Origin of the sequence: Hoylesella shahii, from assembly GCF_937990675.1 — a bacterium.
GTDB classification, from domain to species: domain Bacteria; phylum Bacteroidota; class Bacteroidia; order Bacteroidales; family Bacteroidaceae; genus Prevotella; species Prevotella shahii.
The window spans coordinates 1-19,771 of the sequence record NZ_CALKQY010000079.1 but is presented as its reverse complement, the minus strand read 5'-3'; the positions used below and the strand labels follow the sequence as shown (position 1 = coordinate 19,771).

Annotated in this window: 14 protein-coding genes; 12 read left to right on the top strand and 2 right to left on the bottom strand. The window is 45.7% G+C overall.

The window, feature by feature from the left end; translation table 11 throughout:
* The first annotated feature begins 28 nt into the window (after nucleotides 1-28).
* From QME03_RS11320 to QME03_RS11295, 6 genes are all read left to right on the top strand, one after another.
* Nucleotides 29-1,006 carry a polyprenyl synthetase family protein gene (locus QME03_RS11320; protein WP_025816146.1) on the top strand — a complete coding sequence of 326 codons (978 nt, stop codon included), beginning with the start codon at nucleotides 29-31 and terminating at the stop codon, nucleotides 1,004-1,006.
* A gap of 372 nt (nucleotides 1,007-1,378) precedes the next feature.
* Nucleotides 1,379-2,539 (top strand): hypothetical protein, encoded by a 1,161-nt coding sequence (locus QME03_RS11315; protein ID WP_281724421.1) that lies wholly within the window; start codon nucleotides 1,379-1,381, stop codon nucleotides 2,537-2,539.
* 379 nt (nucleotides 2,540-2,918) lie between these two features.
* Entirely contained in the window at nucleotides 2,919-4,847 is a 1,929-nt protein-coding gene (locus QME03_RS11310) for a TonB-dependent receptor domain-containing protein (protein ID WP_281724420.1), read from the top strand.
* Between the two features lie 3 nt (nucleotides 4,848-4,850).
* On the top strand, nucleotides 4,851-5,690 hold the full coding sequence (locus tag QME03_RS11305; RefSeq protein WP_281724419.1) for a DUF4249 domain-containing protein: 840 nt from the start codon (nucleotides 4,851-4,853) through the stop codon (nucleotides 5,688-5,690).
* 174 nt (nucleotides 5,691-5,864) lie between these two features.
* The gene (locus tag QME03_RS11300) at nucleotides 5,865-6,089 is read left to right on the top strand and encodes a hypothetical protein (RefSeq protein ID WP_281724418.1); all 225 of its coding nucleotides are present in this window, start codon (nucleotides 5,865-5,867) and stop codon (nucleotides 6,087-6,089) included.
* A gap of 11 nt (nucleotides 6,090-6,100) precedes the next feature.
* The gene (locus tag QME03_RS11295) at nucleotides 6,101-6,664 is read left to right on the top strand and encodes a hypothetical protein (protein ID WP_281724417.1); all 564 of its coding nucleotides are present in this window, start codon (nucleotides 6,101-6,103) and stop codon (nucleotides 6,662-6,664) included.
* Between the two features lie 1,356 nt (nucleotides 6,665-8,020).
* Here QME03_RS11295 and QME03_RS11290 read toward each other — a convergent pair.
* Entirely contained in the window at nucleotides 8,021-9,526 is a 1,506-nt protein-coding gene (locus QME03_RS11290) for a GH3 auxin-responsive promoter family protein (protein WP_281724416.1), read from the bottom strand.
* A gap of 357 nt (nucleotides 9,527-9,883) precedes the next feature.
* Nucleotides 9,884-11,197 (bottom strand): Fic family protein, encoded by a 1,314-nt coding sequence (locus QME03_RS11285; RefSeq protein WP_273112252.1) that lies wholly within the window; start codon nucleotides 11,195-11,197, stop codon nucleotides 9,884-9,886.
* A gap of 477 nt (nucleotides 11,198-11,674) precedes the next feature.
* On the opposite strand from QME03_RS11285, the gene rpoN reads away from it, so the two are divergent.
* From rpoN to QME03_RS11255, 6 genes are all read left to right on the top strand, one after another.
* Entirely contained in the window at nucleotides 11,675-13,177 is a 1,503-nt protein-coding gene (rpoN, locus tag QME03_RS11280) for an RNA polymerase factor sigma-54 (RefSeq protein ID WP_281724415.1), read from the top strand.
* Nucleotides 13,178-13,499: 322 nt separating this feature from the next.
* Nucleotides 13,500-14,108, top strand: a complete 609-nt coding sequence (locus QME03_RS11275) for a phosphatase PAP2 family protein (RefSeq protein WP_025816138.1) — start codon at nucleotides 13,500-13,502, stop codon at nucleotides 14,106-14,108.
* 187 nt (nucleotides 14,109-14,295) lie between these two features.
* Complete coding sequence (gene purE / locus QME03_RS11270; protein ID WP_025816136.1) at nucleotides 14,296-14,802, top strand: 5-(carboxyamino)imidazole ribonucleotide mutase; 507 nt, start codon at nucleotides 14,296-14,298, stop codon at nucleotides 14,800-14,802.
* 292 nt (nucleotides 14,803-15,094) lie between these two features.
* On the top strand, nucleotides 15,095-17,074 hold the full coding sequence (locus tag QME03_RS11265; protein ID WP_281724414.1) for a 4-hydroxy-3-methylbut-2-en-1-yl diphosphate synthase: 1,980 nt from the start codon (nucleotides 15,095-15,097) through the stop codon (nucleotides 17,072-17,074).
* A 233-nt stretch (nucleotides 17,075-17,307) separates the two neighbouring features.
* The gene (cysS, locus tag QME03_RS11260) at nucleotides 17,308-18,939 is read left to right on the top strand and encodes a cysteine--tRNA ligase (RefSeq protein WP_281724413.1); all 1,632 of its coding nucleotides are present in this window, start codon (nucleotides 17,308-17,310) and stop codon (nucleotides 18,937-18,939) included.
* A gap of 420 nt (nucleotides 18,940-19,359) precedes the next feature.
* The coding region (locus QME03_RS11255) for a carboxypeptidase-like regulatory domain-containing protein (protein ID WP_281724412.1) at nucleotides 19,360-19,771 on the top strand (412 nt) is incomplete at its 3' end.

Sequence of the window (19,771 nt, the reverse complement as noted above, 5' to 3'; positions counted from 1 at the left end):
CGTAAATTTGTGTCAAATTTGAGAATACATGGATTATTTGTCAACCATACGCACACCAATAGACACCGAGTTGCGCGACTTTATCGCCTTGTTCAACGAGTCTTTGACACACGAAGACGGACTTCTGGGGCAGGCTTTAGAGCATGTTCGCGCTAAAGGTGGAAAACGCATGCGACCCATTCTTATCTTGCTGTTGGCCAAAAGCTTTGGTAAGGTAACACCCGTTGCACAATATGCCGCCGTGGGACTTGAGCTATTACACACTGCTAGCCTTGTACACGATGATGTTGTAGACGAGAGTGGCGAGCGAAGAGGGCAGGCTTCGGTGAATGCATCCTACAATAATAAGGTAGCTGTGCTCGTGGGCGACTACATCCTTTCTACGGCATTGCTCAGCATTGCACGAACCAACGATTGCGACATTGTGTGTGATTTGGCCGAACTGGGTAGGACTTTGTCTAACGGAGAAATTCTCCAACTAACCAATATCGCTAACACCAACTTCTCTGAAGAGGTGTATTTCGAGGTGATAAAGAAAAAAACAGCAGCCTTGTTCGAGTCGTGTGCCGTTATCGGCGCTAAGGCTGGAGGGGCCGATAAGCAAGCTGTTGAGGATGCACGTGCCTTTGGTATCAACGTGGGTGTTATCTTTCAGATACGCGACGATATATTTGATTACTTCCCATCGGCCGAAATTGGCAAACCCACTGGCAACGATATGGCCGAAGGAAAACTTACCTTACCTGTGCTTTATGCCCTTAATGCCACTGGCGATGCCCAAATGGCCGCTCTTGCACGAAAGGTTAAGGCGCGCAATGTAACCGCCGAAGAGATTGCACAACTGGTGGAATTTACCATAAACAATGGCGGAATTGAATATGCTGAGCGCAAAATGGCCGAATGTAAAGCCCTTACTGATGGGTTTATCAATCAATATATTGCTCAGCCACAACTGCAAGAAGCTTTAAAGGCATACGTTAACTTTATAATAGATAGAAAAAACTAACCAACGAAAATATTCTACTTTATTGCTTCTTTGGTTTTAAGTTCTATCAAACCCAGCCCCTAACTGCTTTGCTTTGCATGGGGAAGGGCTGCCCTAATTACAATGAAAACAACCTAAACATGCTACTTAAAGTTTATATATTTCAATAACTTAACATCATAAAACCCGGCTATAAGGCCATTAACTACGATTAAATTAAATAACATGAACAAAATTAGACAAATTGGGTATCTTGTATTGGGTACCTCTTTGGTTTTCGGTGTGGCCGCTTGAGGCTCAACAGGTGATGATAAAGATATCCATGGTGGGATAGACCCTGGAAAAAAAACCGAGGTTAACACCGAACTAACCACCGAACAGAAAAAACTTGAGTTGGACAAAACCGCAAAGCGCGCCTTGGCAATGGTTAAATCAACCGACTTTAACGACATTGAGAACATTTCTAATTATGTAAACGACAATCTTTCTAACGAGCATGCCACGGCAAAAATTAGCAAGTGGTGGGAGGATAAGCTGGAAAGCCTTTGGACCGACCTTGGAAAACGCGAGAACGACATGAAGGTGATGCAGCACATGATAAACCTTTCGCAGATAAACGGGCACTTTAAAGTGGTGAACGGACAATGGGTTAGAGAGGATGCCAAAGACTTGCAGTTAGTCTTTAACGACAATAACGGCAAAGAATGTGTGCTTAAACTTGTGCTTTCGGGTAAGCAAACCAATATGTACGTGCCTTTCTTGGACGATGAAGAATGGGAAAGGAACGACGATGGACAATTCGAAGAGGTAAAGAAAGAAACCAAATTTAACATCCCCGAACATGCAACACTTACGCTTACGCAGGGCGGAAACACCTTGATGGCGTGCGAATTGAACACCAAGGTGTCTACAAACGGAACTCTCGACGTGGCAAAAGACAATATCGAGGCCAACTGTAAGCTAACCATCAACAACTATGTAGTGGAGGTTAAGCGTGCTTTATTCGAGGCTGCTAAGGGTGCAAAGGCCGAGGCTACCGTCACTATTGGTAACCAAAAGCTGTTCAACATGGTGATTTCTGCTAATGGTAAGTCCACCAACGAGCGCATTCAGGGCGTGGGCGAAGTAAGTATGGCGTTAGATATTCTAGGCGATGTGCAGTTCAAAAGAAAGATAGACGATGGCAGCGCGTTTTACAAGTGGTACACAAAGCTTGAAGAAAATGGTATGTATAGCAATGGAAAGTTTGTTTATTACACCGAAAGTGAATACAAGGACTTTGTAAAACAAGCCAACAGTCACCTCAATGCAGCTTTATTCTTAAAGGGTTCCGAAAAGCGCAGCGCGACTATTGAACTTGGGGCATTTGCTGAAAATAGATACGACTACTACGAAAAGAAACCTCTTGAGGTATGGACCTACAAGACTATGTTGAAGTTTGACGATAAAACCAGTTACGCTTTCGAAGACTACTTCACAAAGGAGAACTTCCCCGATGTGTACAAGCAGGCTAGCGACTTGATTAAATCGTTCGAAAGAATGTTTAATAAGTAGGCTTAATGCCATCGCCCTAGGCTCTTAGTTGGCCTTGGGCGATGCGTATTTTAGCGTGATAGAAATGGTATCGAAACCACATCGCCTTGTTAGTACGGCTGTATGAAGGCACGTTTCCTTACCATTTCTATTTTGTTTAAGGCAGGTTCTATAAATTACCTTTACTGTCGTTTGTGCGGGCTTTTATTACTTATTGCATAGCCAGAACCCACCAAACGCTAAGCCAACAACAACTTTTTACCCTTAACCCTCCACTATTATTCGCCACTTAGCCCACCACATAAAGCCCCGAACATGGCTTGCCTTGCTCTTCGCCACAGCCTTTTTGCCGGCAGAAGGGCAAACAGTCGACACGCTGAAAGCCGCAAATTTACGTAACGTGGACATTGTTGCGCCACGCTTACGAGGAAAGTTGCATGCCAATGCCTTAGGACAAATTACGCTGAACCTCGACTTTCTCAACGACATGCCTAAGCTATTTGGTAATGCCGACCCGCTGCGCTATGCCCAATCACTACCCAATGTGCAAACCAATGGCGAGCTAGACGCTGGCTTACACATTGAGGGGTGCGACAATATGCACAACGAAATGAGCCTTAATGGTGTGCCTGTGCATAACGCTGCCCATCTGTTGGGCATCTTTTCCATTTTCAACGCCAGCCATTATGCACAGATGCACTTTTCGCCCACAGCGGTTTCGGCAGGTCATGCCAACAGGTTGGGCGGCTTTGTAGACCTTTCTTCGCCCGATAGCATTGCCCATAAACTTGCAGGCGAGGGCAGCATAGGGCTTATTTCCTCGCAAGCCACCCTGCGCGTACCCATCAATGGCAAGATGGAACTAACACTTTCGGGTCGTTCGGCCTACATAAACCTGCTTTATCATCGTTTGCTCAACATGAGCGACATGGCCTTAAAATATGGCTTTTACGATGCAAACCTAACGTTGACTTATCATCCCAATGATAACAACATGCTGCGAATGGACTATTATAGTGGACAAGACGATGGCGAACTAAACGAAAAAGTATCTGTATATAAAGGCAATATGAAGTGGGCCAACCATTTGGGCGCACTGCATTGGACAAGGCGCATGGGCCGAACAACGCTGCAACAAACGGCCTACCTCTCTGCCTATGGCAATGATTTCTATACAGAATTTGAAAACACACACTTGCGTTTGCCCTCTTCTATCACCGATTGGGGTTACAAGGCGCACCTCTCTTTTGCGCCATTAAGCCTACATGCCGCCGTGGTTTATCATCGCTTGCGACTTCAATCGCCCGAAGTGAGCGGCGATAGGCAGTACATCAACCCCGCACCGCACCGCCAACGCACACTGGAAACATCGTTGGGAGCCGACATGGCCCTATCGTTGGCCGAACAACTAAAACTAACAGGTGGCCTACGAGCCACAATTTATCGCTCGCCCGATGCCACTTTCTACGGTCTAGACCCCCTTTTACATCTTGTTTGGGAGTCGCCCGTGGGTGCATTCCTCGTTAGTGGGACCATCAAGCGTCAGTACCTCTTTCGTACGGGGTTCTCTTCGCTCAATCTTCCCAGTGAGTTTTGGCTCTCATCGTCGGCCGAGCATCGTCCGCAACGCGCCATCAGCCTTTCGGCTAACTATCGCACCGCCTTGTTTAAAGGAGCATTTCTGCTTACGGCAGGCGTTTATCACAAGTGGCTTTACCATCAAACAGAATATGTTAGCACGCCGTTCGAGGTTATTTTCAACCCTTCCAACAACGTAAGTAAACACCTTATTGAGGGCCAAGGGCGCAATTATGGTGCGCAGGTGATGCTCGAAAAGCGTTCGGGTAGGCTAACGGGGTGGGTTAGTTATGCGTGGGGTAGGGCACAACGGCATTATCCTGGCACTGCTTTGATTGGCGAATATCCCGCCAGTCATGAGCGTGTGCACGAACTTAACGCCGTAACCACATACCAATTAAACCCTCGTTGGCGCCTTGCTGCAACGTTGGTGTGGGCCAGTGGTACGCCATTCACCGCACCAGAGAACTTCTACATGCTCGATGGTAACCTTGTTTCGCAGTTCGGACCGCACAATGGGGCCAGGCTTAGCACCTATGTTCGGCTCGACCTCTCGGCCAACTACCTGTTATATTGTCGAAATGGCCGCGAACATGGCCTTAACCTTTCGGTATATAACGCCAACATGCGGCGTAACGACTTGTTCTGGCGCATACGTATAGATGGCGATGGTTATTCGTATAGGCCGCTATCGTTCTTGCCACAGCAAATGCCTTTTCTCCCATCCATCAGTTATTTTTTTAAGTTTTAGGCTATGTACAGGTTATTATTACCATTATTATTGGTGTTTTTTTGCCTTAGTTGCGAAGAAACAGAGGTTGAACAAGCCCCTGCACAGCTGGTGGTTGAGGGCTGGATAGATAGTGGTGGCTTTCCCATTGTGAAGTTAACCACCACCGTTCCCATATCAAAGCAGTTGCAATCAACCGATTCGCTTAACAGCTTTTTGTTGCGTTGGGCCAAAGTAACGGTGAACGACGGCACGCGCGAAGTGGTGCTTACGGGCATGCCTCATAAAGATTATTTTCCGCCTTACATCTATACCACCTCCGACATGCGGGGCGAAGTGGGCAAGACTTATACATTGCGCGTTGACTTTCAGAACTTTCATGCCCATGCCGTAACCACCATTCCCAAGCCTGTTGCCCTTACAAGCATCAAGGCAGAAGAGCTTCCGCATTTTCCTGGCTGGTATAAACTGCGCGTAAGGTTTACGGATAATCCAGCCACAACCGACTATTACAAGGTGTTTGTGCGGCAATATAACCATCGTAAAGACTTTCATTCCACTTATCTGGGTACCTATAACGACCGTCTTTTGCCCACACAGGCATCTATTTTGGTTAGCAATTCGCGGCAAAACGTGGCCAATCCCAACGCCACTTTCTTTAAGCAGAACGAGTTTATAACGATTAAATTCTGCCATATCGACTCTGTTTCGTACGAGTTTTGGAAGAGTATGGACGACTATCATGGCAAAGGGCGCAACCCACTATTTAACTCGATGCAGAACATTCGCTCGAATATTCACGGCGGTTTGGGTTATTGGTGTGGCTATGGCGTGTCTTATTATACGATAGTTGTTGAGGGCTGATAGGCTTTTCGGGCGTTGGTTGGCGTTTTTAATTACATCGGTGTTAAAATAGAGGAAATATTTATGTATATTGGATTTTAATTCCTATATTTGCAACAGGCTGGGTAGAATTACTTTATTCTAATTACTCATCGCCCAGTAGGTAATCAAAATTCTAACAAAAAGCTACAAATTATGAAAAAACAATTATTTTTTGTAGCCTTAGCTGCATGTTTCTATTCTTGTTCGGATAGCCCGATGGCATACGAACCTATTAAAAATGGACATTCAAGAAGTGAGTTGCAATTAAGTTTGAAACAGGCAACAGCCTATGCTAATCTTTTTTACAAGGGATTATCACGAAATGATAGCTCTTATTTGGATGGTGCCCATATGCCATATTATTTGAATGTTTATTAATTTGTCTCATTATGAATATCGCTAAACTACGCATTTCGATGGCATTCTTGTTCGGTTGCCTAATCTTTTCATCGTGCACCACCAGCAACGAATCTTACTATCAGCCTACGATAGCTGCTCTTCGGCATAACACGATTTTGCTTTCGCTGCTAGACGCCAAGGGTCAAGCTTATGATTATGAGTTGTTGATGCAGAAAAAAAACTTCTCTGTCTATGGCTTGCAAAGCAAGCAAGGCTTATCCATGCGCATCAACGCAGACAATAGCTTGGGAGAGAAACGTTTGGAGTTTATTGCTGAACTGCCCAACGAAAAAGACATGACCTATAACGCCAACCGCTCGCATGGCGAAGGCTATGCTACAACGCAATTGAACATCGAGGGCAAAACCATCGACCTCCGCATTAAATTTGTTTATGGCGCGCCAGAAGATAAAAAAATGTTGGCCGACAGTAGCATCGCGATTGAACGAATATATTGCAATGGGGTGGAGATTGGACCCAGGAAAACTTCATACCCACAGTTCTTGCTCACCTTGCAGAAAGACGATAAGGGCGATTTCCATATTGTAGAATGAAATTAAAGAAAGAGGTGAAGACGCTTGCGAAAGCCGTTTTCACCTCTTTCTTAATTTATTAATGGGGTTATTTTGCTTTTTATTCTTCGCGTATCGGGCTTAAATGAAAATTAACCCACGGCGATGTAGGTGTGTGTGCAGCCTTTAAAAGCTTCTTTATGTCTTTTTTTAGTTGTTACCTAAGTATGGCCTTATAGATATACGCCTGTTAGGGATAGCAATGTAAAGAAAAGGTGCGTTTTTCACTAAAGCAACCTTATAGAACTTCAGTTGCTTATACAGGCTCGTTCTTTTAAAGTTATACAGATGAAAGTTGCGTGGCTGACAGCTTTTGTATAGGTTTTATAATGATGATTGTGTAATGCATTACTATTGTTTCCTTATTAAATATGGTAATAATAATTTACAAAACACGCCCTCCAAAGCCATCCATTCTAGAGAAAAATAGAGCTAAAAACCATGGTTTTAGTTCCTTTTTCAGACAATAAACATTTATTTTTACATCCGTTTTAAGGCAAAAAGGGGCAAAATGCACCTTTTTGCCTTTCTATTTGCTTGCCAATCCACCATTTTTCACCGCTCTAAAAACAGCATTTTGGGGCAAAAAACCCCTTTTTCAAGCTATTTTTTCCATAAATACGTCGTATTTTTTCATCTCTTTTAGGCTTCTAAGGTGCTCAGATAATTGCAAAAAGATGCATTTTGGTCTGCGTTTTGGTGCATTTAACCTTGCATTTAGTAGGAGTTAGCACTGCGTTTAGTAGGAGTTAGCACGGCATTTACTAGGAGTTAGCACAGCATTTTGGTGCATTTAGCCAGTTGTTTTGCTGCAAATAGCCCATTTTTTAGCAAAAAGTAGGGTTTTATTAAATAAAAATACGGTTTATAACCATTCGTTATGCAAGTGTGTTTTCATCTAATCAAACTCTAGCGAGAATCGAATATTTGCGAGCGAGTGGGGAGTTGGCCCGAAAAAAGCTGCTCATAGTGTTAAATTTTGTACGTAATATTTTACATTTTGATGTTAATCGGTAACAGCGAAAACCGCATTCAAGCAAGAATAATAGAAGCAAGGCGCCAAAACAAATCTGTAAAAGGGTAGGGAGGAGGTAAAAAATATCCCAATCGGTTGATCAACCAATTGGGATTAGCCATTGCTTTAAGGCATGTTCTAAAAATTCCCCGCAAAGGTTCAATCGTTGTTCCTTGTATTGCTCTTCACTGTCTTTTTGCTTTTATCTGGCATCTTTCGCTTTCTCTTTCAGTCGCATAGTTCACTATGCTCCTTCAAGAAGTAAGCAAAACCTGCTCAGCTAAAAGCTAAAAATACAGCAAAGGTAATTTATAGAACCTGTCTTAATTCATTTGCAGCAATTCGTCGATGTTTTTTCGGCTGTTGCCCAGTCGTGGCACCTTGTGTTGTCCGCCCAATTTTCCTTTACTCTTGAGCCAATCGTTAAACAAGTTAGGTCTAGCCACAACCACTTCGAGTTGTTGCAAAGTGATGTCCTTGTGGCGTTTAGCCTCGTAGTCGCTATTAAGTTGTTGCAAACGCTGGTCGAGCGCCTTAGCAAAGGCATCCAGCGACGAGGGTTGGCGCGAAAATTCGATGAGCCATTGGTGTCGACATTTGGCCTCGGCATCCATAAAAACAGGTGCAGCGGTGTACTCCAACACCTCGGCGCCTGTGGTTTTGCAGGCGTAGGCCAAACCCTGTTCGGCGTTGTCCATAATCAATTCTTCGCCAAAGGCATTGATGAAATATTTTGTTCGGCCCGTAATCTTAAACTTATAAGGTTGGGTTGAGGTGAACATCACGGTATCGCCGATGATGTATCGCCACAAACCACATGATGTGCTAATCACCATGGCATAGTTTTGACCAGGCACAACACCCCAAAGCGGAACGATAGTGGCATTATCTCGGCCAAACTCGTCCATCGGGATAAACTCGTAGAACACATCGTAATCCAGCATAAGCAGCATGGATTCGTCGTTGGGTGCATCTTGTAGGCCAAAGAAACCTTCGCTAGCGTTATAGGTTTCCATGTAATGCATCTGTGAAGAACCCACCAAATGGTGGTATTGTTCGCGGTAAGGGCCAAAGGCTATGCCACCATGGAAAAACACTTCAAGGCCAGGCCACACCTCGGCGAGCGTGTTTTTGCCTGACAATTCGAGCACCCGCACCAGCACAGAGAGCATCCACGAGGGCACGCCCGATATGTTGGTGATGTTGGCATGCAGTGTTTGGCGAGCAATAGCCTCGCGTTTGGCCTCGAAATCGGGCATCAGGGCGATGCTTTTTTTAGGCACGCGCACCAGGTTGGCCAAGGGATTGATGTTCTCGATGAGTATGGCACTAAGGTCGCCAACAATGCTATTGGCCACGTTATAGTTGGGCGAATGGCTTCCGCCCAGTATCAAACTGCGACCATCAAACAGTTTACTCTTGGGATTATTGCGCAGATAAAGCGCCACAGCATCCTTACCACCTTTATAATGAATATTTTTTAGGCCATCGGTCGATACAGGGATGAACTTGCTTTTGTCGTTGGTGGTGCCCGACGACTTAGCAAACCATTTCACCACACCTGGCCAAAGCACATCGGCTTCGCCGTGTCGCATGCGGTCGATAGGTTCTTTGAGCTCTTCGTAAGTGGTTACGGGCATGCGATTGGCAAAGTCTTCGTAGGTGCGAACGTTGTTCATTCCCCACGTTTTGCCATATTGCGTGCGTTGTCCTTGCTGCACAAGGTGCGTCATCACACGCCTTTGTATCTCTTCGCTGTTGTGGGTGTAGGCCTCAATGTGCGTCTGTCGACTCTTGAAAACTCCGCCCAACAAGGATGTAATGCTCATTATAGGTATGTTTGAACAGGCAAAATTACGTCAAAAATATGAAAATACGCCATATTTGAGGCAGAAATGGTGGTATAAAGGCTAAGTGGTGAGCAACGTGAGGCATAAAAGTAGTCTACATTTGTTTTGTTAACGAGATGGCGAAAGGTTTTGTTGATGATAGAAAAAAGCGTTCTATTTCTTTCCAATTTTGCAAGAATTGGAAAGAAATGGAGTAATTATTGTTGGCGCGTTTATGCCGAATGATTTGCTTTCAAGGTTAGCGTAGGGGTTGCTGTAAACCATTTTCAATAGGTCTATGCATTGCAGCTTTGTGAGCAAGTGTTTATATCACAGTGGTAGAACAAGCCCAAGGGGTTAAGACAAAGCTTTAATTGCGTCTTCAAAGTATTCGCTTCGCATATAGCCCTTTTTCACTTTGTTAAAAGCAAATTCGGTAACAAGCTTGCGATTGATAAGTGCCATGATGTCTGCTTTGGCTGTTGTGGGGGTAACAAAAAACTTGTTTTGCAACTCTTTGATGGTAACAACGGCTTTGGGATTATCGGCAAAGAGTTGAATTATCTGTGCTTGCCGCTCGTTTATGCCACCCAATTGCAGGTAAGTGTTGGCTGCGAGGCGTTTTTTTTGTTTGCGTTGGATGTAGGTTTGCAGTTCGTTGAACGATTGTTGCAGCACGCGCATGTTGTAACTAACGAAGTAGCCCATGTCGTTACCGTCGGTTTCGGTATAGAGAAACGACTTCTCGTATGATTTTTTCGAACGAGCTATCATGCGCGAAACCGACAAATATTGGGTTAGCCAATAACCACGCCTAAGCAGATACCAATAGAATAAGGCTCTAGCTGTTCGCCCATTGCCATCAACAAAGGGGTGAACGAAGGCCAGCATGAAATGAATAACAATGCCCTTTATCAGCGGATGGATGAAGTTGGTCTGTTCTTCGTGATTGAAAAAACGGCATAGGTCGGCCACGAAAGGTTTAATATCCTTGTAGGATGGTGGTTGATGCACCACCTCGTTTGTTATTCCGTCAGCTACCACCACCTCATCGTTGGTTCTAAACCTACCCGCATCCTCGTTGTTGTTTAGCGTTTTTTCGGTCATCAGTTTGTGCACATGTTGCAGCAACTCGGGTGTGAGCGGCTTATCTTGGTTTTGCACAATGAATTGAATGGTTTGATAGTTGTTTGCAATCATCTGTTGCGACTTGTCGTTGGGCTTGGTTTGCTTGCGCAACATATCTTTTGCCACTCGGCGCGTGGTGTTAGCTCCCTCCATTTGGCTAGAAGAGATGGCCTCTTCCATAAGCGAGCTTACCAGAAAATGCTCCTTCGCATCGGGTGGCAAGGCGTTGTCGTCCATCCTTGCAGTGCCAAAATTCATGTCAAACTCGTGGCAATGGCGTTGCATCTGGTTGGTAATACTTAGTGTAATACCATATTTGGGCCATACAGATATTTGCTGTTTCAGTCGCGAAGCCTTAACGTAAGCCCATAGTTTTTCGGCACTACAATTTTTAGGAAGCGACTTATATTTCACCGTATCCCAATATTCGTAGTTCTCGTTTATCTTGCTAACCAGGGCAACAAGTTCCTCATTCTGTTCTTCTAACAAAGCTTGTGTAAGACGAGTGGCGGTAATCTGTGGCGGAATTTCTATCTTTGGCATAGCCTTTTTGCTGTTTGAACGTTATCGCAAAGTTATATATTTCTTTCCAATTTTGCAAGAATTGGAAAGAAATGGAGTAATTATTGTTGGCGCGTTTCTCTGGGTTGGGTTTGTGTTATAGTGGATATGGGCACAGAAGAAAGATTGAAACGCGGTGCAAGTAAGCGGATTATAGAATACATAAACCTACAGACAAACAGCTAAAAATAGGCCCTAATCACTGCCACACAAAACAGTAAAAGCACCAAAACAAAGCAACAAACCATTCGCACAAAATCTAAAAAAAATAAAAACACCGAAATATGCCAATCAAAATACCAACAATCTATCAAACAAATAGCCTGCAGCCTTTGTTCTTTAGCATCTTATTTCCTACCTTTGCATTTAGGTAACGGGCGCATTGCTCACCCTGTGCTTCGGCAAGCAAAAGAAATAGGGAAACGGGTGGGGCTAAATCCCATTGAAGCGACAAGTATTATGGCACAAAAGCTTATACAAACACAGACACAAAAACAGGTTCAGGTACAACGACTATCACAACAACAGATGTTGCAAGTGCGACTTCTGGAGATGCCTCTTACCGAACTGGAACAGAGTGTGGCTGCTGAATTGGATGATAATCCCGCATTAGAAACCAACTCGAACGAACCTAACGACACCGATAATTACGACGCTGCTAATAACAACGACGAACAAGGGGAGGAGGATTTCGACCAACAAACCGAAAGAGAAGAAAGAGAACAGGCCCTGGATGCTGCACTGGAGAACATCGGACGAGACGATGAAATGCCCGAAACCTACGGCAGAGATAACTATAACAATGCCGACTACGAGGAAATTGTGTATGGCGACACAACGTCGTTTTACGATAAACTCAAAGAGCAGGTGGGCGAAATAGACCTCAACCCGCAAGAAGAGGAGGTGCTGTTGTATATTATTGGCTCGCTAGACAGCGACGGTTTGCTGCGCAAAGACCTCGAGTCTATTGCCGACGAACTGGCTATATACCATAACCTTGACGTGGAAACGGCAGACATCGAAAAGATGCTGAACGTGCTACAAACATTCGACCCTGCTGGTATTGGCGCGCGTTCGCTTAAAGAATGCTTGCTCATACAGATTGAACGAAAACCCGACAGCTGGGCTAAGGAGATGATGAAACGTGTGATGAACGAATGTTTTGATGCCTTTACTAAAAAACATTGGAACGTTATTCAAACGCAATTGCAACTCACAGATGAACAGGTGGCCGACCTGCAGGCCGAGATTAGAAAGCTTAACCCTAAACCGGGGGCGTCGATGGGCGAAACGCAGGGACGTAACCTACAACAAATTACGCCCGACTTTATCGTTGAAACGGATGATGATGGCAAGGTGTCGTTCTATCTTAGCAGAGGAAATATACCCAGACTAACGGTATCGCCGTCGTTTGCAGACATGGTAGACCACTATAAAAGCAATAAAGCCAATATGACAAAGGGCGAAAAAGAGGCGCTGCTCTATGCAAAGGAGAAAGTGGAGAAGGCACAAGGCTATATCGAAGCTATTAAACAACGACAGCATACGCTAAGTGTTACCATGCAGGCTATCATTGATATTCAACGTAAGTTCTTTGTTGATGGCGATGAAGCAGACCTGAAGCCGATGATTCTCAAAGACATTGCCGACCGCACAGGGCTGGACATCTCTACCATCTCGCGCGTTAGCAACATCAAGTATGCGCAAACAAAGTGGGGAACGTTTCCCCTGCGCTTCTTCTTTACCGATGCTTACACCACTGGCGATGGCGAAGAACTGTCTACACGCAAAATAAAAATCGCCCTTAAAGAACTTATTGACAACGAAGATAAAAAGAAACCACTGAGCGACGACTTACTAAAAGAAGAATTGGCAAAGAAGGGTTTGCCCATCGCTCGGCGCACTGTGGCTAAGTATAGAGAACAACTGGGGCTGCCAGTGGCAAGGTTGAGGAAGGGGTAACAAAACCCACCCCAATGCACAACCAGCACAAATGGCCTCACCCCAACCCCTCTCCAAGCGGAGAGGGGAGTGATTAGCCTTGTTACTTTGTGGGGTGGCGCAAAAGATGGTATGGTTAGTAATAGTGTGTTTAGACCATTGGCTCGGCCTATTTAAGGCAGTTGTATAAGCCTAACAGTAAAAAAGAGCAAAGCGTTAAGTCGCTAGCTACAAGTTAAAGGCAAGGAAGTGATATATAAAAGGCTTGATAATATCAAAGCATTTCACTCCCCTCTCCCCTTGGAGAGGGGTTGGGGGTGAGGCCGGTTACTTAAAGTTGCTTATGAAAGAGAAAAACATCATATTTGGCGCACGGATGATGAGCATACTGTTCACGCCGTTTTATCTGCCCATTGTGGGCTTGATAGCGCTGTTCACCTTTAGTTATATGTCTCAATTACCTTGGGACTACAAGCTAGAGGTGTTGCTCTTGGTGTATATAGCCACAATATTTGTACCCACGGTGCTCATACATCTCTACCGTCGTTATCAAGGTTGGAGTTTGATAGAGTTAGGACATAAGGAGCGTCGTATGGTGCCTTACATCATCTCAATATTGTGTTACTTTGGTTGTTACTATCTCATGACGGTGTTACAGATACCGCGTTTCATGGGTAGAATATTAGTAGCGGCCATCGTTGTGCAAGTGGTGTGCGCCCTAATCAATGTTTGGTGGAAGATTTCCACCCACTCGGCGGCCATTGGTGGCGTAGCAGGCGGGCTCATGGCCTTTGCTTTTCTCTTTATGTTCAATCCCGTTTGGTGGCTCTGTTTGGTGTTCATCGTGGGTGGCATGGTGGGCACAAGCAGAATGATTCTTCGCCAACACAGCCTCTTACAGGTGGTGGCGGGATTTCTTGTGGGTATGGTTAGCGCCTTCTTGGTAATTTAAAAGCATATCATAAGGCGCTAAACAAGCGCTGAAGACCTACAAACAGACCGTTTTTTTGAAGTATAACAATTTAAATAACGAATTATAAACAAGCCAATCCCTATGTTGTGGCAACGCTGCAACAAATGCAGCACTCCTTATTTATATAAAGAGAGCCGAGAAAGGAGAGGCCGAACATTTTATTTTTATGACCCCATTAGTTAGCATTATCATGGGCAGCACTAGCGATCTGCCCGTTATGGAGAAGGCATGTAAGCTGCTTAACGATTTGAAAGTGCCCTTCGAGGTAAACGCTCTCAGTGCACATCGCACCCCCGATGCCGTTGAGGCTTTCGCTAAAGGAGCTAAAGAGCGTGGCATTAAGGTTATTATTGCTGCGGCTGGAATGGCTGCTGCATTGCCTGGTGTTGTGGCTGCATCCACCACTTTGCCTGTTATCGGCGTTCCAATCAAAGGCATGCTCGATGGTTTAGATGCACTTTTGTCTATCGTTCAGATGCCTCCAGGCATACCCGTTGCCACGGTTGGCGTGAATGGCGCTATGAATGCAGCTATCCTTGCCGTGCAAATGCTGGCATTGACAGACGAGAATGTGGCGCAAGCATTGCACGATTATAAAGCTAATTTAGGACAGAAAATTACCAAAGCTAACGAAGAATTGGCCCTAGTGAAGTACGAGTTTAAAACAAACTAGGGACGAATGATAAGAAGTGGACTAGTAGATGAGTTAACGTGTGAACCTGTTAAGGAGTGAATTAGTTGATGAATTGACATCGTAAACGAGTGTTTAAGGCGATGAATTGATGGGTTAAGGTGTGTATAAGTGGGTAGGCGAAGTTTCTTTTCACTCTTCTCATATTCACCTTTCTACGCTTTCAGGCTTTCACCCTTTTCACTTTTCCACCCATTCACTCTTTCACCCTTTCACTCTTTCACTTTTCCACTCTTTTACTCTTTCACTTTTCCACCCTTTCACCTTTAAAAAGATGATGAACGAACGCGATAACAACCACAGCGAAGAACTTCTTCAGCCTATTGATACCGACAATGAAGGCACTATCGGCATCGACATCTTTAATCTGCAACGACGTAATGCATCGGTAACCACCGTAGGAAACGTGGCCATGGGCGGCAACAACCCCGTGCGTGTGCAGTCGATGACAACCACCAACACCAACGACACCGAGGCTTCTGTGGCGCAAGTGCAACGTATTGTGCAAGTTGGAGGCGAACTGGTGAGGCTTACCACGCAAGGAAAACGCGAGGCCGAGAACCTGAAAAACATCAAACAAGCGCTTTCTAAGCTGGGATTACACACGCCACTTGTTGCCGATGTGCATTTTAATGCCAACGTGGCTGACGTGGCTGCGCAGCATGTTGAGAAGGTTCGCATTAATCCCGGCAACTATGTAGACCCAGGTCGAACGTTCAAACAGTTGGAATATACCGACGAAGAGTATGCCGAAGAGATTAAAAAGATTGATGCACGCTTCGTGCCTTTCCTTAATATATGTCGCCAAAACAACACAGCCGTGCGCATTGGCGTTAACCATGGCTCGCTATCCGACCGCATTATGAGTCGTTATGGCGACACTCCTGCTGGCATCGTTGAAAGTTGTATGGAGTTTCTTCGCATCTGTAAACGAGAGCAATTCAATAATGTGGTTATCTCAATCAAAGCTTCTAACACTGTGGTGATGGTGCAATCGGTGCGTCTTCTGGTGCAACAGATGCGACTCGAAGACATGAATTACCCCTTACATCTTGGCGTTACTGAGGCAGGAGAGGGCGAAGACGGTCGCATTAAAAGCGCTGTGGGCATCGGTGCACTATTGGCTGATGGCATTGGCGACACCATTCGCGTGTCGCTTAGCGAAGAACCCGAGGCCGAAATACCCGTGGCACGAGCATTGGTAAACTATGTTTCGGCTCGCACTCCACATCTTCCCATACCGGCGAAGGTGGCTAATGGCTTTAATTTCGTTGCACCCGAACGCAGACCCACCATGCCTGTGGCCAATATCGGAGGCCAAAACCCACCCGTGGTGATAAGCAATCGCATGGATAAGAATAAGGTTCACGTGGTGACTAACGTAGACCAAACGCCCGATTACATCTATATCGGCCGACATCTTCCTGCTACACTCTCGCCACAGCGCCGTTATATCATGGACTACGATGCTTATATGCAGCTCGCTAGCACCAATCCGCAGGCCAACGAGCAGGTTTACCCCATCTTCCCACACAATGCTGTGCCCTTTATCTCGTTGGTTCAGGCCGATGTGAAGTTCCTTGTGCTGCAATATGGAGCTGATAGCGAAGAGTATATTGCTTGCCTTAAACACCATCCAGAGGTGGTTGTGGTGTGCATGAGCACGCATAAAAACAAGGTGGGCGACCAGCGAGCGCTGGTTCACGAACTATGGCAAGCGGGCTTAAACAATCCTGTGGTGTTTGCGCAAATGTATCGACACACCAACGAAGAGAAGGATTTGTTCCAACTAAAGGCCGCTGCCGATATGGGACCACTGATGATTGACGGACTAACCGACGGTATCTGGCTGATGAACGATGGCGATATCTCTGACGAAGACGTGGATGCCACTGCCTTTGGCATTTTGCAAGCAGCACGTTTGCGCACCACTAAAACCGAATACATCAGCTGTCCGGGCTGCGGACGCACACTCTACGACCTGCGTTCTACCATCGCTCGCATTCGCGAAGCCACTAAACACATGAAGGGTTTGAAGATTGGCATCATGGGATGCATCGTAAACGGACCTGGAGAAATGGCAGATGCTGACTTTGGTTATGTGGGTGCTGGCCCAGGAAAGGTGTCGCTCTATCGCAAAAAAGAATGCGTTGAGAAGAATATCGACGAGAAAGACGCGGTGGAACATCTGCTAAGACTGATTGAAAACAGCCTCACCCCCAACCCCTCTCCAAGCGGAGAGGGGCGTGATTAGCCTTGCAACGTTGTGGTAGTTCTAATGATTGTGGCACTTGATGGCACACGGTAGTACTATCTATACGATAAACCTTGTGAGGTAATGGCCTAATAAAATCATAGTTAATAACGAGTAATCACTTACCTTCACTCGCCCAAACAACACAGCATACCACGCCCCTCTCCGCTTGGAGAGGGGTTGGGGGTGAGGCTGGTTGTGGGTTAAGGGTGAGACAGAAAACAAATAAGAATATGAACGAACAAAATAAACCCGCTGACAATTCAGCGCAAATTCAAAGCAACTCGTCACAAACAACCGAATCAACACAGCATACCACGCCCCTCTCCCCTTGGAGAGGGGACGGGGGTGAGGCCAGTTGTGGGGTAGATTTGCCAAATTCCCCCCTATTAATCTATAACACCCTAACCCGTCAAAAGGAGCGTTTCGAACCCCTACACGCGCCCAACGTGGGCATGTATGTATGTGGACCCACGGTTTATGGCGACCCACACCTGGGTCATGCACGCCCTTCCATCACCTTCGATGTAGTGTTTCGCTATCTGCAACACCTGGGTTACAAGGTGCGCTACGTGCGAAACATCACCGATGTGGGCCATCTTGAACACGATGCCGACGAAGGCGACGACAAGATTGCTAAGAAAGCACGCTTAGAACAGCTCGAACCAATGGAGATTGCACAGCATTATACCAACACCTATCATGCTGCCATGCAAATGCTTAACGTGCTCCCGCCTAGCATCGAACCACAAGCTTCGGGCCATATCATCGAACAAGAAGAGCTGGTAAAGAAAATCATCGACAATGGTTTTGCATACGAAAGCAATGGGTCTATCTATTTCGATATTGCCAAATACAACCAAAAACATCGCTATGGCATTCTCTCTGGCCGAAATCTCGAAGACGTTTTAGACGCTTCTAGACAGCTAGACGGTGTGGGCGAAAAGCGTAATCAGGCCGACTTTGCCCTCTGGAAACGCGCCCAACCCGAACACATCATGCGATGGCCTAGCCCTTGGAGCGATGGCTTTCCTGGCTGGCACTGCGAGTGTACGGCCATGGGACGCAAGTATCTGGGTAATAAATTCGATATTCATGGTGGCGGAATGGACCTTGTTTTCCCACACCACGAATGCGAAATCGCACAAGCTGTGGCCTCAGAAGGCGAACAAATGGTGCGCTATTGGATGCACAATAATATGATAACCATCAACGGACAGAAGATGGGAAAGAGCCTTGGCAACTTCATTACACTCGAACAGTTCTTCATGGGCTCGCATCCAATGCTCGAAAAAGCTTACTCGCCCATGACTATTCGCTTCTTCATCCTCTCGGCTCACTATCGCGGAACGGTTGACTTCTCTAACGAAGCCCTGCAAGCTAGCGAGAAAGGATTAGAACGACTGCTTAATGGTATTGCCGATTTGCAACGCATTCAGCCTGCCAAAAACAGCGACGAGAGCACGGCAACCATCGTCAACGAATTGCCAGGAAAATGTTATGCGGCCATCAACGACGACTTCCAAACACCCATGGTGCTGAGTCATCTCTTCGAAGCGTGCCGACTTATCAACACACTTATCGACCATAAGGCGCAGATTTCGGCCCAACACCTCGAACAATTATCTGCCACCATGCACCTCTTTGCCTTCCAATTGCTCGGACTTAAAGCCGAAAACGGAAACAACAACGATGCTCGCGAAGAGGCTTTCGGACAGGTTGTTGACATGGTTCTCGACCTACGCGCCAAGGCTAAGGCCGATAAAGACTGGGCAACGAGCGACCGCATACGCGACGAACTGGCCGCCGCTGGCTTTGAAGTGAAAGATACTAAGGACGGCGCAACGTGGAAATTGAATAAGTAAAAGGCTTATAGCCTGTAGTTAATACAGTTAACCTCGATAAAGATACCGACAAAGCGAAAGCCAACTCCCAAGTCGTTTTTGGGATTAGGCCTACAACGCGATGTCGAAGTGTTCTTTATCGAGGTTTACTAATGCCTTATACTAGAGGTTGCTAGGTTCATAAATGCTTAAATCACCGAAGCAAACAACTACGAAAGACACCAAGCATACCACTCCTCTCTCCCCTTTGGAGAGGGACAGGGGATTGAGGCTTTTTCCCTACTTCTAGGTATTGTACTATTTATTACAACATCCTATCTTTGCATTAACAAATCAAAAGCGAGCTCTAGAATCATTGATAAGACTATAAAAAGCCCTATGGGGCGTGCTGTGACTATATCAAAGATTTACAGAACATGCCTGAATTTAAAACAATTTAAAATGATAAAGAAAAGAACCGTAAAACAGATTTTATGTAAATCGGCGTTTGTTTTCGCCGCTACGTTCGTTCTTTCGCTGCCCACTTACGCAAGGCACGAGAACGAAGTGAAAGTTAATACCGAAGCCAACATTAAGGGACGCGTTGTGGATAGTAAAACAAAGCAGCCTTTACAACACGCTAGCGTGCTGGTTTTGGGTACAGTTATCACCACCACCGATGCCGATGGCCATTTTATGCTGCGAAACCTGCCTGTGGGAAAGGTGATTGTGGAAGTGCGCTCAGCGGGTTATAGGGTTTACAAACACGAGGTGACAACGCAAAAAAATAATACCCATGAGCTGAATGTGATGCTCAAGCCCGACGAAATTGCGCTCGACGAGGTTGTTGTGTCGGCCAATCGTAGTCAAACAC